Consider the following 16,429-nt stretch of genomic DNA (forward strand, 5'->3'; position numbering starts at 1 on the left):
GCCGCCCCCCACGTCCGGCCGTGCTGGTCGCGGGTCCCAGGCTACCGGTGGAGCACCGAAGGACCCGAGGGTCAGAGGGTCGAGCCGGGCGAGACGACCTCCCACGTCCCGAGCTGCGTGAACCCGGCGCGGGCGGCGAGGGCGCGGGACGCGGCGTTGTCGACCTGGCAGCGGTACTGCGGCTCGTAGCCCTGCGACAGCGCGTAGCGGCTGATCGCCCGGACGACCCGACGGGCGTGACCCTTCCCCCGTGCGTCGGGGAGCGTCAGGACACCCGTGTCCGCCAGGCGGGAGTCCCCCCAGGGGTACATGCTCGCGGCGGCCACGAGCCGCTCGCCCTCGAACGCACCGAGCACGGCCCAGTGGTCCAGCTCGACGTACGCGTCGTCGAGGTCCTGCTCGGGGGCGCTCGCCTCGAACACGGAGAAGGCCGCGGCGTCCTGGGCGCTCAGCCGCCGCACGGTGGGCACGTCGTCCTCGGCGAGCAGGGCGGCCGTGGTGTGCTCCGTGAGGTGGAAGACGCAGTCGGCCTCGTGGAGCGCGACGCCAGCCTCCTGCAGCGCCCGACGCACCGACGCCTCGGTGACTGCCCGCGGCCCGGCCAGCTCCAGGAGACCCGCGACCTGCGGGGTCACCGCGACGAGGACGGCTCCGGGCCCGTCGGTGGGGGCGGCCGGGTCGGCAGGGCCGCCCGAGGCGACCGCGCCACGGGTCGTCAGCACCGTGACGCGACGGTCCTCGGGCAGACCCGGGTTGCTCACGACCGTGAGCGACGCGTCCCGGTGCAGGACATCACCGCCCACGAGCGGCGCGCGCCAGAAGTCGGTGATCGTCTGGGAGAACATGGGCGGGCTCCTCGGAGGTCGCGGGCAGCGACCTGCTGCGCGTTCCGCACGGTACAGGTGCCCCGGAGCGCGCTCACTCCCTTTTCACCGGCCCCCCGAGCGCCCTTCGTCCCGCGGCGGGCGAGCCGGTCGATCTGCGAGCCGCGCAACGAGACCAGGGCGTGCTCGGTCCCGGAGAGGCCCGCCCTCAGCCCCCGATCCCGTCCAGGAACCGGATGACCCGCTCGGTGAGCAGGCGCGCCGCGTGCTCGTCGTACGAGGGCAGGCTCGCGTCGGCGAACAGGTGCGCGTCCCCGGGGTAGAGGAACAGCTCGGCCTCACCGGGGGCGGCCTCGACCAGGGCCCGGGCGGCGTCGAGGTCGCCCTCGTCGACGAAGATCGGGTCCGCGTCCATGCCGTGGATCTGCACGGGGACCCCGAGCGGCCAGCCGTCGCCGAACTCCGACGTCGGGATGCACGAGTAGAAGAGCAGCGCGCCCCGCGCACCCTCGCGGGTCTGCGCGAGCATCTGCGCGGGCACCACCCCGAGCGAGAACCCCGCGAAGACCAGCTCCTCGGGCAGCCCGTCCGCGACCGTGGCGCCGCGGGACAGGATCGTGTCGAACCCGATCTGCTCGACGTACCCCATGCCGCTCTCGATGTCGGGGAACGTCCTGCCCTCGTACAGGTCCGGCAGGTGCACGACGTGCCCGGCCTCGCGCAGGGTCTCCGCGAACGCGCGGACCCCGGGCGTCAGCCCGAGCGAGTGGTGGAAGAGCAGTACCTCGGCCATGGGGGCTCCTTCGCGTCACGGGCGCCGGGGGGCGGCGCCGCCCTCCCGATCATCGCGCAGACCACACGCGCGCGCCGGGCGCGGGGGCACCGCGGGGCCCGCGCCGGGCGGCGCTGCCTCAGCGCACGACCGGCACCGGCCCCAGCCGGCGCAGCCGCGCGAGGCGGCGCGCCGGGCGCGCGACGTCGCGCGCGACGCCCTCCTCGCCGTGCCGGCGCAGCGTCTCGTCAGGGTCCTGGTGGGCCAGGACGTGCAGCGGCACGTCGCGGTCGCACAGGACGTCGACGAGGTTCGCGAACCGCTGCCCCGTGTCGGGGGCCTGCGCGCCCAGGGCCGGGACGCCGTCGAGCACCACGGACCCGAAGCGGTCGGCGAGGTGCAGGACGTCCGCGACCGCGGTGCGCCCCGCGCACCAGTGCTCGAACCCGAGCCACACCACGGCGTCCCGGACGGCGAGGACCGGGTGCTCGCGCGACCCGATGCGCACGGTCGTCGCCTCGGCGGGCTCGGGGCGCGCGAGGCCGGCGGCCGCGAGCCGCGCGTCCGTCGCGGGCCACACGAACGCACCGCCACGGAACCCGCGCACGTCCTCGCTGGGCGAGCGCCGGTGGTCGCGGTCGCCGCCGATCTCGACGACGTCGAGGCGCGCGGTCAGCAGGTCGATCGTCGGGACGAACAGGTGGTGGTAGGCCGGGCTCGGCATGAGGCCCGACGGCGGGTAGTTCGACGTCAGGACCACGTGCACCCCACGCTCGTCGAGGGCCCGGACGGCACGGGCCACGAGCATCGCGTCGCCCGCGTCGTGCACGTGGAACTCGTCGAAGCACACGAGCCGGGCCTCGCCGAGGATCGCGTCGAGCGCCGCGTCGATCGACCCGCGGTGGAAACGCTCGCCGTGCAGGCGGCGCAGGAAGTCGTGGAAGTGGACACGAACCGTCGTGGTGGTGGGGCCCACGAGCGGGGCGACCGCAGCGAGGAACACGTCCATGAGCCAGGTCTTGCCGCGCCCCACGGGGCCCCAGAGGTACAGGCCGCTCAGGTCGGGCGCCGGGCCGGCGAGCCGTCCCGCCAGGACGTCGAGGGCCAGGGCCGCGGGCTCCTGGCCGGGATCGACCGAGAATCCGCGCCGGGCGGCGTCCAGCCCGACGGCGTCGCGCACCACGGTCGGCGGGTCCGCCGGGGCGTCGATCAGGCCCCTCGGGCGTGCCTCGTCCACGCGTCCGAGGGTACGCGACGCCCGAGCCGCGAGGGCCGAGCCCGCTCGACCTCAGCAGGGGCCCAGGTGTGTGCCCGGGCCCCTGCTGACGACCGATCCGTGCGCGCCGCCCGCCGGCTCACGGGGTGAGCCGACGGGAGCGGCGAGCTCTGCCGTCGGGCCGTGGAGAAGGACCAGGCTCAGGCGAGCGCCTTGGCCTTGAGCGACGCGAACTCGTCGGGCGTGATGGTGCCCGCGTCGAGGAGAGCCTTGGCCGAGGCGATCTGGTCGGTCGCGGACTGCCCGCCCGTCGCGACCTCCCGGATGTAGGAGTCGGCCTGCGCCTTGGCCGCGCTGGCCGCCGCGAGGTGCCGCTCCGTCATGCCCCTGCCGCGGGCGATGATGTAGATCAGCGCCGTGAGGAACGGGATGAAGACCAGACCCACGATCCACAGCGCCTTCCACCAACCGCTGAGCGTGTGGTCGCGGAACAGGTCGGTCAGGATCTGGAAGAGCACCATCAGGTACGCGATGAAGACGAACCACCAGATCAGAAGCCAGAAGAAGTCCCAGAATTCCATGGTGAAGCCCCGTTCGACGATCTCCGGCGCTCGCGAGCGCGAGGCGCTGAGGTCAGGTTAGTGACGGGCGTCACGATGCGCGCGGCGAAACGGGCGGGTTCCGGGGGAAGCGCCCCTGATGCGCGATCCTCACACGCGCGGCGGGGCGGTGCTGCTGCGGACCGTCAAGGTCGTGGGGACGAGCGTCGTGCCGGGCTCGGGGGCGCCGTCGTCAGAGCGGACCTGCCGCAGGACCCCGTCGACGCACCGGCGCCCGACCTGCGTGAAGTCCTGGTGGACCGTGGTCAGGGGCGGGCTGTAGGAGCCCGCGTCGGGCACGTCGTCGAACCCGACGACACTCACGTCCCCCGGCACGTCGCGGCCCCTCTCGCGCAGCGCCCGCAGGATGCCGAGCGCCATCTGGTCGTTCGCGGCGAAGACGGCCGTGCACCCCGGCTCGTCCGCGAGCAGGAGCCCGGCCCGGTAGCCGGACTCGGCGCTCCAGTCGCCCCGGATGAGCGGGGGCGTGTCCCGTCCGGCGTCCGCGAGCGCCCCCTGCCAGGCGTCCACGCGTCGCTGCGACGCGAACGAGTCCTCGGGGCCGGCGACGTGCCACACGGTGCGGTGCCCCAGGCCCAGGAGGTGGTCGACGGCGCTGCGCGCCCCGGCCGCCTGGTCGGTGTCGACCACGACGTACTCGGAGCCCGCGTCGGAGTCGACGACCACGACCGGGATGCCCGGCGGGAGGGCGATGTGCGAGCGGCCCAGGAGGTGCACCTCCATGACGATGATGACGGCGTCGACCGCCAGCTCCCCGAGCCGCGAGAACGCCCCCTCGACACCGCCGGGGGTGGGGACCGCGACCGGGATGAGGGTGATCGCGTACCCCTCCTCGGCAGCCGCGACCGAGATCGCGTCGAGCGTGCGCATGTTGCCGGTCGTCGAGAGGGTGAACATGATGACGCCGATGGTCCGGAACTCGCCCCACTTGAGGGCGCGGGCGGCGCCGTTGGGCCGGTAGCCGAGCTGCTTCATGGCGTCGAGGACCTGCTGACGTGTCTCCTCCACGACGCCCGCGTGACCGTTCGAGACGCGCGAGACGGTCTGCGCGGAGACTCCCGCGAGCTTCGCGACGTCGGCCATCGAGGCGCGGCGTACCCGCTTCGGGGTGTTCGTCGTCATCGGGCTGCTTCCTCCAGAGATCCGCACCCTCCGGCCCGACGCTCGCCCGAAGCTTCTCCGCCTGCGGACTTGACGCGCCCGCAGAACGGGTGTGACGATCAGGCTAGTCGATGTTTACGCAAACATCCATCGAGGTTCGTTCGGATGTTTGCGTAAACCTCCTCGGAACAGAGTTGATCCGCACCAGGACGTCGAACAACAACGTTCGACCCGCCGAGACCAGCAAGGACTCGTCATGACAGTGATGTCACCACCGACGGCCACACCCACCGGTGCGCCCGCCGGCGCCCGACCACCCCGCCCCCGCCGCACCGGGCGGTCGTGGAAGGGCTGGGGCTTCATCGGCCCCTTCATGCTCGTCTTCGCGCTGGTGTTCCTCGCGCCGATCGCCTACTCGATCTACCTGAGCCTGTTCCGCAAGCAGATGATCGGCGGGAACTCGTTCGTCGGGCTCGAGAACTACCAGCAGGCGTTCTCCGACCCGCAGTTCTGGTCGGCCGTGGGACGCGTCGCCCTGTTCCTCGTCGTCCAGGTCCCGATCATGCTCGTCATCGCACTGATCGTGGCCCTCGCGGTCGACTCCGGACGGCTCTACGGGAGCAACTTCTTCCGTATCTCGATCTTCCTGCCCTACGCCGTGCCCGCCGTCGTCGCGACGCTCATGTGGGGGTTCATGTACGGCACGCGGTTCGGGCTGGTCGGCAACATCAACGACGCGTTCGGCATCGACCTGCCCAACCCGCTGTCGCCCGACCTCGTCCTCGCGTCGATCGGCAACATCGTCACGTGGGAGTTCGTGGGCTACAACATGCTCATCTTCTACGCCGCGCTGCGCGTCATCCCTCGCGACCTGTACGAGGCCGCCGAGCTCGACGGCGCGAGCCAGCTCCGCGTCATCACCGCGATCAAGATCCCCGCGATCCGCGGCTCGCTCGTCGTCGCGACGATCTTCTCGATCATCGGCAGCTTCCAGCTCTTCAACGAGCCGAGCATCCTCAAGAGCCTCGCGCCCAACGCGATCACGACCTACTTCACCCCGAACCTCTACGCCTACAACCTGTCGTTCTCCGGGCAGCAGTTCAACTACTCCGCGACCGTCGCGATCATCATGGGCGTCCTCACCATGATCGTGGCGTACGTCGTCCAGCTGCGTGGCATGAAGAAGGAGAGCTGAACGATGTCCGCCTCCCCCGTGACCCTTCGCCCCGCGAGCCGTCGCTCGCCCTCCGCGCTCCGGCCCGACCGGCGCGGCAGCGTCGAGAAGCCGCGCCGCAACGTCCTGCTGACCGTCCTCGTCGGGATCGTGCTGGTCTACAGCCTCGTCCCGCTCGTCTGGCTCGTCATCAACGCGACCAAGACCCAGTCGAGCCTCCTGAGCTCGTTCGGCCTCTGGTTCAGCGGCGACTTCAGCCTGTTCAGCAACATCGCCGACACCCTCACCTACGACGACGGCATCTTCGTCCGCTGGCTCGGGAACACCCTGCTGTACGTGGTGCTCGGCGCGGGCGGGGCGACCTTCCTCGCCGTGCTCGGCGGCTACGCGCTCGCCAAGTTCGACTTCCCCGGCAAGCGCGCGATCTTCGCCGTCGTGATCGGCGCCGTGGCCGTCCCGGGCACCGCCCTCGCGGTCCCGACGTTCCTGCTGTTCAGCCAGATGGGGCTGACCAACACCCCGTGGTCGGTCATCATCCCCTCGCTCATCTCGCCCTTCGGGCTCTACCTGATGTGGACCTTCGCGGCCGACGCGATCCCCACCGAGATGCTCGAGGCCGCCCGCATGGACGGAGCCGGGGAGTACCGGACGTTCTTCAGCGTCTCCCTGCCCCTGCTCGGCCCCGGCATCGTCACCGTGCTGCTCTTCACCATGGTCGCGACCTGGAACAACTACTTCCTGCCCCTGATCATGCTCAAGGACCCGAGCTGGTACCCCCTGACGCTCGGCCTGAACGCCTGGAACGCGCAGGCCGCCACCGCAGGTGGTGAGGCGATCTTCCACCTGGTCATCACTGGCGCGCTCCTGACGATCCTGCCGCTCATCGTGGCCTTCCTCTTCCTCCAGCGCTTCTGGCAGACCGGCCTGGCCGCCGGCAGCGTCAAGGCCTGACGAGCCCGGCACGAACACCCCGCACCACCCGGCCCCGGGTCCCCGGGACGGCCCCTTCGTCTCACGACGACGTGAAAGGAACACCTCATGAAGACCCCCTCCGGGCGCGCGGCGCTGCGCGCCACCGCCCTCACCGCGACCCTGGCGCTCGCCCTCACCGCCTGCAGCTCGGGCGACTCGGGCGGCGGCTCGACCGACGCCTCGCCCGACGCGGTCAAGGCAGCCCTCGAGGAGGGCGGCAAGATCACGGTGTGGGCCTGGGAGCCCACGCTCGAGGCGGTCGTCGACGGCTTCGAGGACAAGTACCCCAACGTCGACGTCGAGCTCGTCAACGCGGGGACGGGCAACGACCAGTACACCGCCCTCCAGAACGCCGTCTCGGCCGGCTCGGGCGTGCCCGACGTCGCCCAGATCGAGTACTACGCCCTGCCGCAGTTCGCCCTGTCGGAGGCCGTGGCCGACCTGAGCGCGTACGGCGCCTCCGACCTCGACGGGACGTTCACGCCCGGCCCGTGGTCCGCCGTGCACTCCGGCGACGGGATCTACGGCCTCCCCATGGACTCGGGCCCCATGGCCCTGTTCTACAACAAGGAGATCTTCGACAAGCACGGCGTCGCGGTCCCCACGACGTGGGACGAGTACCTCGCTGCAGCCCGCACCCTGCACGCCGCGGACCCGAACCTCTACATCGCCAACGACACGGGTGACGCCGGCTTCACGACCAGCCTGATCTGGCAGGCCGGCGGCCAGCCGTACCAGGTCGACGGCTCGGACGTCACGATCGACTTCACGGACGAGGGCTCGACGGCGTTCGCCACCACGTGGGACCAGCTGGTCTCCGAGGACCTCGTCGCGCCCATCAGCTCGTGGAGCGACGAGTGGTACCAGGGCCTCGGCAACGGGACCATCGCGACCCTCGCGATCGGCGCCTGGATGCCCGCCAACCTCGAGTCGGGCGTGCCCGACGGCGCGGGCAAGTGGGCGGTCGCCCCCCTGCCGCAGTGGAAGGCCGGCGAGGACGCGAGCTCCGAGAACGGTGGCAGCTCGCTCGCCGTCCCGGCCGCGAGCAAGCAGCAGGCTCTCGCCTACGCGTTCCTCGACTACGCGAACGTCGGTGAGGGCGTGCAGACGCGCGTCGACGGCGGCGCGTTCCCCGCGACGTCGGCCGAGCTGGCCTCGGACGAGTTCCTCGGCACCGAGTTCCCGTACTTCGGCGGCCAGAAGGTCAACGAGGTCTTCGCGGAGTCCGCGGAGAACGTGCGCGAGGGCTGGTCGTACCTGCCGTTCCAGGTCTACGCGAACAGCATCTTCAACGACACGGTCGGCAAGGCGTACGTCTCGGACGAGACCATCGCGGGCGGCCTCGCGGCCTGGCAGGACGCGTCGGTCAAGTACGGCAACGAGCAGGGCTTCTCGGTCAACAAGTAGTCCCGCACGGGTGCCGGCCGACCATCCGGCCGGCACCCGCCCCCGGGGCGGCGCTGCCCGCCCCCACGCACCAGAACGAAGGAAGTCACCATGTCATCGACCCCCACGCCGCACCGTTGGTTGCGGTGGCCCGAGGACCGCGCGACGCCGCGCCTCGGCTTCGGAGCGGACTACAACCCGGAGCAGTGGCCCCGCGAGGTGTGGGCCGAGGACGTGCGGCTCATGCGGGCCGCAGGGGTCAACATCGTCTCGGTCGCGATCTTCTCGTGGGCCCGGCTCCAGCCGACGGCCGACTCCTGGGACTTCGCCTGGCTCGACGAGATCATGGACCTGCTGCACGCGAACGGCATCGCGGTGGACCTCGCGACCGCGACCGCCTCCCCTCCCCCGTGGCTCACGACCGCCCACCCCGAGATCCTGCCCGTGACCGCGACGGGCGAGACCCTGTGGCCGGGCGCACGCCAGCACTGGCGCCCCACCTCCCCCGTGTTCCGCGAGCACGCGCTGCGGCTCGTGCGCACCATGGCCGAGCGCTACGGCGACCACCCGGCGCTGGCCGCGTGGCACGTGTCGAACGAGCTGGGCTGCCACAACGTCTACGACTACAGCGACGACGCGGCCGACGCCTTCCGCCGGTGGCTGCGCGACCGCTACAGCACGCTCGACGAGCTGAACCACGCGTGGGGCACGGCGTTCTGGTCGCAGCGATACAGCGCGTGGGACCAGGTCCTGCCGCCGCGCCTCGCGGCCTCACACCCCAACCCCACGCAGCAGCTCGACTTCAAGCGCTTCTCGTCCGACGCGCTCAGGTCGTACCTGCGCGCCGAGCGCGACGTCCTGCGCGACCTGACCCCGGACGTCCCCGTGACCACGAACTTCATGGTCATGGGCGAGACCAAGGGCATGGACTACGTCGGCTGGGCCGACGAGATCGACTTCGTGTCCAACGACCACTACGTCCTGCCGGGTGTCCAGGCGCACGACGAGCTGTCGTTCTCCGCGAACCTGACGGGCCACATCGCGGGCGGTCTGCCCTGGTTCCTCATGGAGCACTCGACGAGCGCCGTGAACTGGCAGCCGATCAACGTCGCCAAGAAGCCGGGCGAGCTGGTCCGGGACTCCCTGACCCACGTCGCGCACGGCGCCGACGCGGTCTGCTTCTTCCAGTGGCGCCAGTCCCGCGCGGGCGCCGAGAAGTACCACTCGGGCATGGTCCCGCACGCCGGTGAGGACAGCCAGGTGCACCGCACGGTGCGCGAGCTCGGGGCGACGCTGGGCGCGCTCGCGGAGATCGCGGGCTCGGAGCAGGTCCCCGCGCGTGCCGCGATCCTGTTCGACTGGGAGTCCTGGTGGACGAGCGAGCTCGACTCGCACCCCAACAACTCCCTGCGGTACCGCCAGGAGGCCCTCGACTGGTACTCGGCGTTCCTCGCCGCGGGAGTGCGCGCCGACGTCGTCCCGGCCCGTGCGGACCTCTCCGGGTACGACGTCGTCGTCGCCCCCGTGCTGCACGTCGTCCCCGGCGCGCTCGCCGAGCGGCTCCAGGCGTTCGTCGAGGGTGGCGGTCACCTGGTCACGACGTACTTCTCGGGGATCGTCGACGAGCACGACCACATCCACCTGGGCGGCTACCCCGGCGCGTTCACGGACCTCCTGGGCATCCGGGTCGAGGAGTTCGCGCCGCTGCTCGAGGGCGAGACGGTCCTGCTCGACGACGGCAACGAGGGTTCGCTGTGGTCGGAGCCGATCACGGTCACCGACCCGTCGGTCGAGGTCCTCGCCTGGTACAAGACCGGCGAGCACGGTGGGCACCCCGCCATCACGCGCCGGCCCGTCGGGTCGGGCTCGGCGACCTACGTCTCGACGCGCCTCGGCACGGGCCTCGAACCGCTCGTGCGCTCGCTCCTCGACGACGCGCACGTCCCGGGCGACCTGCCCGCCACGGTCCGCGGCAAGGTCGAGCTCGCGGTCCGCGGGACCGACGAGCACGAGTTCTGGTTCCTCATCAACCGCACGGCCGAGCAGGTGGACGTCGACGGCGTCACGGGGGACGTTCTCGTCGGCCGACGCTCGGGCGGAGCACCGGACGCGACGGTCGTCCTGCCGCCCCGCGGCGTCGCGGTCCTGCGCCGGCCGAAGGGCTGACGACAGGTACCCCGTCCGGTCCGGGACCGCCCACCCGACGAGAACCGCACCCCGCACCACAGAACCAGCACCACCGTCACTCCCGCGTCCACGGACCGGCACCTGCCCGCGCGGCACGTGCCGGCCCGTGGCGTGCACGTCGCCAGATCCGCAGAGTAGCGAGAGAGAGGCAGTTCAAGGATGAACGCAGGAGCATCGAGAAGGTGGGTCGCGGCACTGAGCGTCGCCGCCGTGACCCTGAGCTGTGGTGCGCTGAGCGCCGTGGCTCAGGCCGCGCCGTCGGGCGGTGCGCTCGCCGCGAGCGCGGCCATTGCCACTGCCGGTGGACCCGGCGTGACCGTGCGGCCCGACCCGAGCTACGCCGGCAAGGCGTTCGAGGGCTGGGGGACGAGCCTGGTCTGGTTCGCGAACGCCACGGGCGACTACCCCGACGAGGTGCGCGACAGGCTCGCGGACATGGTGTTCGGCGACGAGGGCCTCAACCTCAACATCGCGCGCTACAACGTGGGCGGCGGGCACGCGCCCGACGTCACGGACTACCTGCGCGCGGGCGGCGCGGTCGAAGGCTGGTGGAACGCGCCCGAGGGCACCACCCGGACCGACGTCGACTGGTGGGACCCCGAGGACCCGGCCGACTGGAACGAGGACGCCGACGCGACCCAGCGCTGGTGGGTCGACCGCATCAAGGACGACGTCGACACGTGGGAGACGTTCAGCAACTCCCCGCCCTACTTCATGACGCCCAACGGCTACGTCTCGGGCAGCTTCAACGCGACCGACGACCAGCTCAAGACCGAGAGCATCGACGACTTCGCGGCGTACATGGTCGGCGTGACGGAGCGGCTCGAGAAGGCGCACGGGATCGAGGTCGGCACGATCGACCCGTTCAACGAGCCCAACACCAACTACTGGCGGACCACGCTCGACTCCTCGGGCAAGCCGACGGGCGGGCGCCAGGAGGGCGCCCACATGGGTCCGGCGCTCCAGCAGAAGGTCATCAGGGCGCTCGACGCCGCGCTCGAGGGGGCCGACACCTCGGCCGGGATCGCCGCCATGGACGAGACGAACCCCGGGACGTTCACGAACAACTGGAACACGTACCCGGCTGACGTCAAGGCCAAGGTCGACCAGCTCAACGTCCACACCTACGGCACGGGCCAGCGCACCGCGGTGCGCGACATCGCCAAGGGCGAGGGCAAGCGCCTGTGGATGAGCGAGGTCGGCGGGTCCTGGAGCAGCACCGGGCAGGACTTCGAGAGCATGGAGTCAGGACTCGGCAGCGCGCAGCACATCGCCGACGACCTGCGCGAGCTCGAGCCTTCGGCGTGGGTGTTCTGGCAGCCCGTCGAGGACTACACCAACATGGCACCGGGCGGCGAGAGCGCCGAGGGCATGAACTGGGGCGAGATCCAGATCCCCTTCGACTGCACCGCCGACGACACGCTCGAGTCGTGCCCCATCTACACCAACACCAAATACCTGACGACGCAGAACTTCACGCACTTCATCGCGCCCGGTGACCGCCTGGTCGGCGTCGACGACACGAACAGCACAGCCGCCGTGACGGCCTCGGGCGACGCCGCGACCGTGGTCCACGTCAACAGCACGACGTCGGAGCGCGCCGTCACGCTCGACCTGTCGGGCTTCGGCAGCATCGAGGCGGGCGCGACCGTGACACCGTTCGTCACGAGCACCGCAGGCGCTCTCGTCGAGGGTTCTCCGGTCGCTGTCGAGTCGGGAGCCGCCACGCTCACGGTCCCGGCCGAGTCCGTCACGACCTTCGTGGTCGACGGCGTCTCGGGGGTCGCGGACGATGCCGCCCTGGTCCAGGAGGGGCACGTGTACCGCCTCCAGGGCGTCCAGTCCGGCAAGTCCCTCGCCCCCGCGGCGAGCGGCCCGGGCGTCGTGATCCGCACGGACGACGCGGCCGCCCCGACCCAGGTGTGGGACCTCACGCCGCTCGGCGCCCCCGAGGGATCCGGGACGCACACGACCCGCTACGCGGTCGCGTCCGCGGCGAACGGAAAGCAGCTCGGCGTGGTCGCCGACGGGACGGCCGTCCTGGTCGAGCCGACGGAGCAGCCCGCCACGACCGCACAGTGGATCCTGTCCACGACCGGTGACCGGACGTACACGCTCGTCAACGCCGAGAGCGGGCGCGTGCTCGAGGTCGGCGGCCAGTCCTCGACCGACGGCGCCCCGGTCTCCACCTACACCGCCAACTCGGGCCAGAACCAGCGCTGGCGCCTGACCGACGAGACCGTGCTCGGCACTACCCCTGTCGAGGCGTTCACCGTGCCAGGGACCGTCCCGACCCTGCCGACCACCGTGGTGCCCGTCTACCGCGACGGTGCCCGCGGCACGCTGCCCGTGACGTGGGACCTCCCCGCCGGGTCGGCCTGGGCCACAGCCGGCACCGTGGAGGTCCAGGGGACGGTCTCGACCCCCGGGGGGACCGTGGCCGCCACGGCCGAGGTCGTCGTCGACACCCTGACCACGACGCTGCCTGCCCGTGCCAAGGCCTACGCGGGCGGAACGCCCGTCCTGCCCGCTACGGTCACCGCGGCCACCGCGGGCGGCCGGCAGGTCGAGCGCCCCGTGACCTGGGAGACCGCCCCTGCGGGTGCGTTCGCCGAGGTCGGCGTCGTCGAGCTCGGCGGGACCGCCGACGCGGGGCTGGGTGAGGTCCTGCCCGCGACGGTCCGCGTCCAGGTCACGGCGGCCGTCGACGACGGGGCGACGTCCGCTCCGGGGACGACCGCCTCGGCGACCTTCACCGAGCCGGGCTACTCGGCCACCGGGATCGTCAACGGCATCACGACCGACAAGGCGTGGTCCAACTGGAAGTCCTCGGGGAAGAACACCACCGACACCCTCACGGTCACGCTGCCCGCGGACCGCGACGTCACGCACGTCGTCACGACCTTCTACCGTGACGGCTCGACCGCGAGCTGGTCTCAGAGCCTGCGGGTCCAGGCCCTGGTCGACGGCACCTGGAAGGACGTGAGCGCATCGGTCGCGGTCACCGACGACGCGAGCCGCGCCCCCGTGGTCGACGTCCCCGTGGACGTGCGCACCTCGTCCGTGCGGGTCGTCATGACCGCGCGCCCCGACACCCACATGGTCGTGAGCGAGGTGCAGGTGCTCGCCAAGGCCCCGGGCACGTCCGCCGACGCGACGCTGTCGGGCCTGACGGTCGACGGCGAGGCCGTCGCCGGGTTCGACCCCGCGACGACCTCCTACCAGGTACCGGCCGAGGCCGGCGTGACGCCCGTCGTGACCGGGGTGGCGACCGACCCCTATGCGACGGTCGCCGTGACGCAGCCGGGTACGGTCCCGGGGACCGCCTCGGTCGACGTGACCGCCGAGGACGGGACCGTGTCGACGACGACGATCGAGTTCGTGACCGAGGCCGACCTGGGGGTCGAGTCGACCGTGCGCACGCAGTGCACGGGGCGCACCGCGACCCTCGTCGTGCGGGCCGTCAACACTGGCGGCACCGTGCTGGACGTCGCGGTCACGACACCGCTGGGCACGAAGACCTTCCGGGACGTCGCGCCCGGGAAGTCGGCGAGCCAGACGTTCTCGGCCCGCGCCCAGACCCTGGCCGCCGGCACCGTCACCGTCACCGCTACCCGCGAGGGCGGCGCGACCTCCACCCAGCAGATCGCCTACCAGCCCGCCACCTGCTGACCCGTCCCGCCCACCGTCACCCACAGCAGACGGCGCGCCCGCCTGCCGGGGAGGGCGCGCCGTCGTCGGACCTGCCGCCCGCCGACGGTGACGCCCCCACCTGCCGAGGGCGACCGCCCCGACCGCGGACGGTGACATACCTGCGTGCCGACGGTGACGCGGTGGTCGCCCTCGGCGGGCCGTCGCGTCGCCCGCGGCGGTCCTTGCCGTCACCCTCGGCGGGCCTTCCGTACTCACGAGGAGTGATTCACCCCACGCTTCCCGATGACGGACGCGAGCCCGCAGGCCATACTGATGCGGTGACCGAGGCCCAGGCGATCTTCGAGCTGGTCGAGGCAGGTCTCGGGACCCCGACCGCCGACGAGTCCTTCGACCGCTTCGCCCGCCTGGCCATGCGCCAGCTCGGCGTCCCGACCGCGGCGGTGTCCCTCGTCCTGTCCGACGAGCAGGTCTATCCCGGGGCCCACGGCATGCCCGAGGACATCCAGCTGAGCCGTCGCATGCCGCTCACCCACTCGTTCTGCCAGCACGTGACGAACGACCGCGAGCCGCTCGTCGTACCGGACACCCGCAAGGACGCCCGGGTCTGGGACAACCCGTCCATCCCGGAGTTCGGGGTCCTCGCGTACGCCGGGTTCCCGATCTTCGACCAGCGTGGCCGCGTCGTCGGGACGCTGTGCGCGATGGACGACGAGCCCCACGACTGGACCGACACCGACCTCGCGACCCTCGCCGACCTGACGGCGGCGTGCACGTCCGAGCTCCAGCTGCGCATCGCGCACGAGCGGGCCACGAGGATGCAGAACCTCGCCATCCAGGCGACCCGGCGCAACCGCCTGCTGCTCATGCTCAGCGAGGCCTTCGCCGACGCGACCTCGGTCCAGGACGTGGGCGAGACCCTCGCCTACGTGGCGTCCTCGGCGATCGGGGCGCGGTACGCCGGGCTCGCGGTCGTCGACCCGTCGCGCAAGAGCCTCACGTACACGAGCATGGACCACCTGGAGCCCGCGCTCTCGCCGTCGTACCGGTACGCGCGGGTCGACGACCCGGACCGTGTCCTGTCGTTCGTCGCCCGCACCCAGGAGGCCCTGTTCTTCCGGGACGAGACCGAGATCCTCTCGGCGTTCCCGAACATCTCCGAGTCGCTCGACGAGAGCGTCGGCGCCCGCGCGCTGCTGCCCGTGCTCTCCGGCACGAACCTGCTCGCCGTCATCTTCCTCGGGTGGGAGCAGGGCAAGACCGCCGACGACGAGTCCCTGTCCCGCGCGGGCCTCGCGGGGTTCGTCGCGCACGCCCTCGAACGCGTCAAGCTGCTCGAGGAGCGACGCGACGCGGCCACGACGCTGCAGGCCGCGATGCTCACGGCCCTGCCCGACATCCCGCACCTCGAGCTGGCCTCGACGTACTCGCCCGCGACCCTCACGGACCAGGTCGGCGGCGACTGGTACGACGCGGTCGTGTACGACGAGGACGCGTCGGTCCTCATGATCGGCGACGTGACGGGTCACGACATGCGGGCCGCGGCCGAGATGGGGCAGCTCCGGTCGATGCTCCGCACGTTCGCCTGGAGCCACGACGAGTCGCCCTCGGCACTGCTCCGCCTCCTCGACCGCGCGAACACCGGTCTCTCGCTCCATGCGAGCGGGACCGCGGTCGTCGTCCGGCTCGACCGGCGCGGCGACTTCTACGACCTGTCGTGGTCGAACGCGGGCCACCCGCCACCCCTGATCCTGCGGTCCGACGGGAAGGTCGAGCTCCTCGACACCCGGCCCGACATGATGCTCGGGTTCGTCCCCAACGCCGCGCGCAGCGACCACGTGACCCACCTCGGCCCGGGGGACACCCTCCTGCTCTACACGGACGGGCTCATCGAACGACGCGGGGTCCCCCAGAGCGCGCGCCTGTCCGGGCTCGCCCAGGCCCTCGCGACGCTGCGGCACGGCTCGACGCTCGCGCTCCCGAACGCCCTGGTCCAGCGCCTGGTCGGCAGCGACCAGCGCGACGACATCGCCGTCCTCGCGGTCCGTGTCCGGGCCGCTGTCGACTCCCACCCGACGCCCGCGTGCCCCACCCGGATGACCCGCGACGTCGAGCACACGACCGCGGCGATCTCGCCGGCCCGGCGCTGGGTCGACGACATCCTGGAGAGCTGCGGGATCAACCGCGACCAGCGGCGGACCATCATGCTGCTCGCGAGCGAGACCCTGACCAACGCGGTCCAGCACGCGCAGGGACCGCTCGAGGCGGTCGTCGAGGTGTGGCCCGCGACCGTCCGGATCGGTGTCCGGGACGCCTCCCCCGACGAGCCGACCCTCCACGACCCCGAGCCGCACGAGACCGGGGGGCGGGGCATCCAGTTCCTCGACCGGTTCGCGGACCGGTGGTTCGTCGAGCAGAAGACGTCGGACGGTCCGGGCAAGACCGTGTGGTTCGAGCTCGCCCGGGAAGAGGCCCTCTCCCGCTGACTGTGTGGGCGGCGCGCGCTACGGTGTGAAGTGGCGCACA

General features: G+C 71.9%; 11 protein-coding genes. 6 read left to right on the forward strand and 5 right to left on the reverse strand.

All coding sequences use genetic code 11. From position 1 onward, the window contains the following. Window positions 1-71: 71 nt before the first annotated feature. The 5 genes from H9652_RS10085 to H9652_RS10105 all read right to left on the reverse strand — a co-directional run bounded on the left by H9652_RS10085 (window position 72) and on the right by H9652_RS10105 (window position 4,554). Window positions 72-845 (reverse strand): GNAT family N-acetyltransferase, encoded by a 774-nt coding sequence (locus H9652_RS10085; RefSeq protein ID WP_191796114.1) that lies wholly within the window; start codon window positions 843-845, stop codon window positions 72-74. A gap of 187 nt (window positions 846-1,032) precedes the next feature. Next, the gene (locus H9652_RS10090; protein WP_191796115.1) at window positions 1,033-1,617 is read right to left on the reverse strand and encodes a dienelactone hydrolase family protein; all 585 of its coding nucleotides are present in this window, start codon (window positions 1,615-1,617) and stop codon (window positions 1,033-1,035) included. A gap of 118 nt (window positions 1,618-1,735) precedes the next feature. Continuing rightward, window positions 1,736-2,833, reverse strand: coding sequence for a cell division protein ZapE (gene zapE / locus H9652_RS10095; RefSeq protein ID WP_318244090.1), 1,098 nt, complete (start codon window positions 2,831-2,833; stop codon window positions 1,736-1,738). 179 nt (window positions 2,834-3,012) lie between these two features. Further along, a complete protein-coding gene (locus H9652_RS10100; protein ID WP_138822082.1) occupies window positions 3,013-3,393 on the reverse strand; it encodes an SHOCT domain-containing protein in 381 nt (126 codons plus the stop codon). Window positions 3,394-3,522: 129 nt separating this feature from the next. After that, window positions 3,523-4,554 carry a LacI family DNA-binding transcriptional regulator gene (locus H9652_RS10105; protein ID WP_225228027.1) on the reverse strand — a complete coding sequence of 344 codons (1,032 nt, stop codon included), beginning with the start codon at window positions 4,552-4,554 and terminating at the stop codon, window positions 3,523-3,525. 235 nt (window positions 4,555-4,789) lie between these two features. On the opposite strand from H9652_RS10105, the gene H9652_RS10110 reads away from it, so the two are divergent. The 6 genes from H9652_RS10110 to H9652_RS10135 all read left to right on the forward strand — a co-directional run bounded on the left by H9652_RS10110 (window position 4,790) and on the right by H9652_RS10135 (window position 16,389). Then, on the forward strand, window positions 4,790-5,728 hold the full coding sequence (locus H9652_RS10110; protein WP_191796116.1) for a carbohydrate ABC transporter permease: 939 nt from the start codon (window positions 4,790-4,792) through the stop codon (window positions 5,726-5,728). Between the two features lie 3 nt (window positions 5,729-5,731). Next, window positions 5,732-6,658: a carbohydrate ABC transporter permease gene (locus H9652_RS10115; RefSeq protein WP_191796117.1), complete on the forward strand. Its 927-nt coding sequence runs from the start codon at window positions 5,732-5,734 to the stop codon at window positions 6,656-6,658. An 87-nt stretch (window positions 6,659-6,745) separates the two neighbouring features. Continuing rightward, window positions 6,746-8,086 carry an ABC transporter substrate-binding protein gene (locus H9652_RS10120; RefSeq protein ID WP_191796118.1) on the forward strand — a complete coding sequence of 447 codons (1,341 nt, stop codon included), beginning with the start codon at window positions 6,746-6,748 and terminating at the stop codon, window positions 8,084-8,086. Between the two features lie 90 nt (window positions 8,087-8,176). Continuing rightward, on the forward strand, window positions 8,177-10,231 hold the full coding sequence (locus tag H9652_RS10125; RefSeq protein ID WP_191796119.1) for a beta-galactosidase: 2,055 nt from the start codon (window positions 8,177-8,179) through the stop codon (window positions 10,229-10,231). Window positions 10,232-10,411: 180 nt separating this feature from the next. Beyond that, window positions 10,412-13,924 carry an Ig-like domain-containing protein gene (locus tag H9652_RS10130; RefSeq protein WP_191796120.1) on the forward strand — a complete coding sequence of 1,171 codons (3,513 nt, stop codon included), beginning with the start codon at window positions 10,412-10,414 and terminating at the stop codon, window positions 13,922-13,924. A gap of 299 nt (window positions 13,925-14,223) precedes the next feature. Then, complete coding sequence (locus tag H9652_RS10135) at window positions 14,224-16,389, forward strand: SpoIIE family protein phosphatase (protein ID WP_191796121.1); 2,166 nt, start codon at window positions 14,224-14,226, stop codon at window positions 16,387-16,389. Window positions 16,390-16,429: the final 40 nt, after the last annotated feature.

This window comes from Oerskovia rustica (genome assembly GCF_014836555.1).
GTDB classification, from domain to species: domain Bacteria; phylum Actinomycetota; class Actinomycetes; order Actinomycetales; family Cellulomonadaceae; genus Oerskovia; species Oerskovia rustica.

Excerpts from the sequence above, each read along its gene's own strand:
- H9652_RS10085 (WP_191796114.1), bottom strand. The coding sequence starts at position 845 with ATGTTCTCCCAGACGATCACCGACTTCTGGCGCGCGCCGCTCGTGGGC.
- H9652_RS10090 (WP_191796115.1), bottom strand. The coding sequence starts at position 1,617 with ATGGCCGAGGTACTGCTCTTCCACCACTCGCTCGGGCTGACGCCCGGG.
- H9652_RS10100 (WP_138822082.1), bottom strand. The coding sequence starts at position 3,393 with ATGGAATTCTGGGACTTCTTCTGGCTTCTGATCTGGTGGTTCGTCTTC.
- H9652_RS10105 (WP_225228027.1), bottom strand. The coding sequence starts at position 4,554 with ATGACGACGAACACCCCGAAGCGGGTACGCCGCGCCTCGATGGCCGAC.
- H9652_RS10110 (WP_191796116.1), top strand. The coding sequence starts at position 4,790 with ATGACAGTGATGTCACCACCGACGGCCACACCCACCGGTGCGCCCGCC.
- H9652_RS10115 (WP_191796117.1), top strand. The coding sequence starts at position 5,732 with ATGTCCGCCTCCCCCGTGACCCTTCGCCCCGCGAGCCGTCGCTCGCCC.
- H9652_RS10120 (WP_191796118.1), top strand. The coding sequence starts at position 6,746 with ATGAAGACCCCCTCCGGGCGCGCGGCGCTGCGCGCCACCGCCCTCACC.
- H9652_RS10125 (WP_191796119.1), top strand. The coding sequence starts at position 8,177 with ATGTCATCGACCCCCACGCCGCACCGTTGGTTGCGGTGGCCCGAGGAC.
- H9652_RS10130 (WP_191796120.1), top strand. The coding sequence starts at position 10,412 with ATGAACGCAGGAGCATCGAGAAGGTGGGTCGCGGCACTGAGCGTCGCC.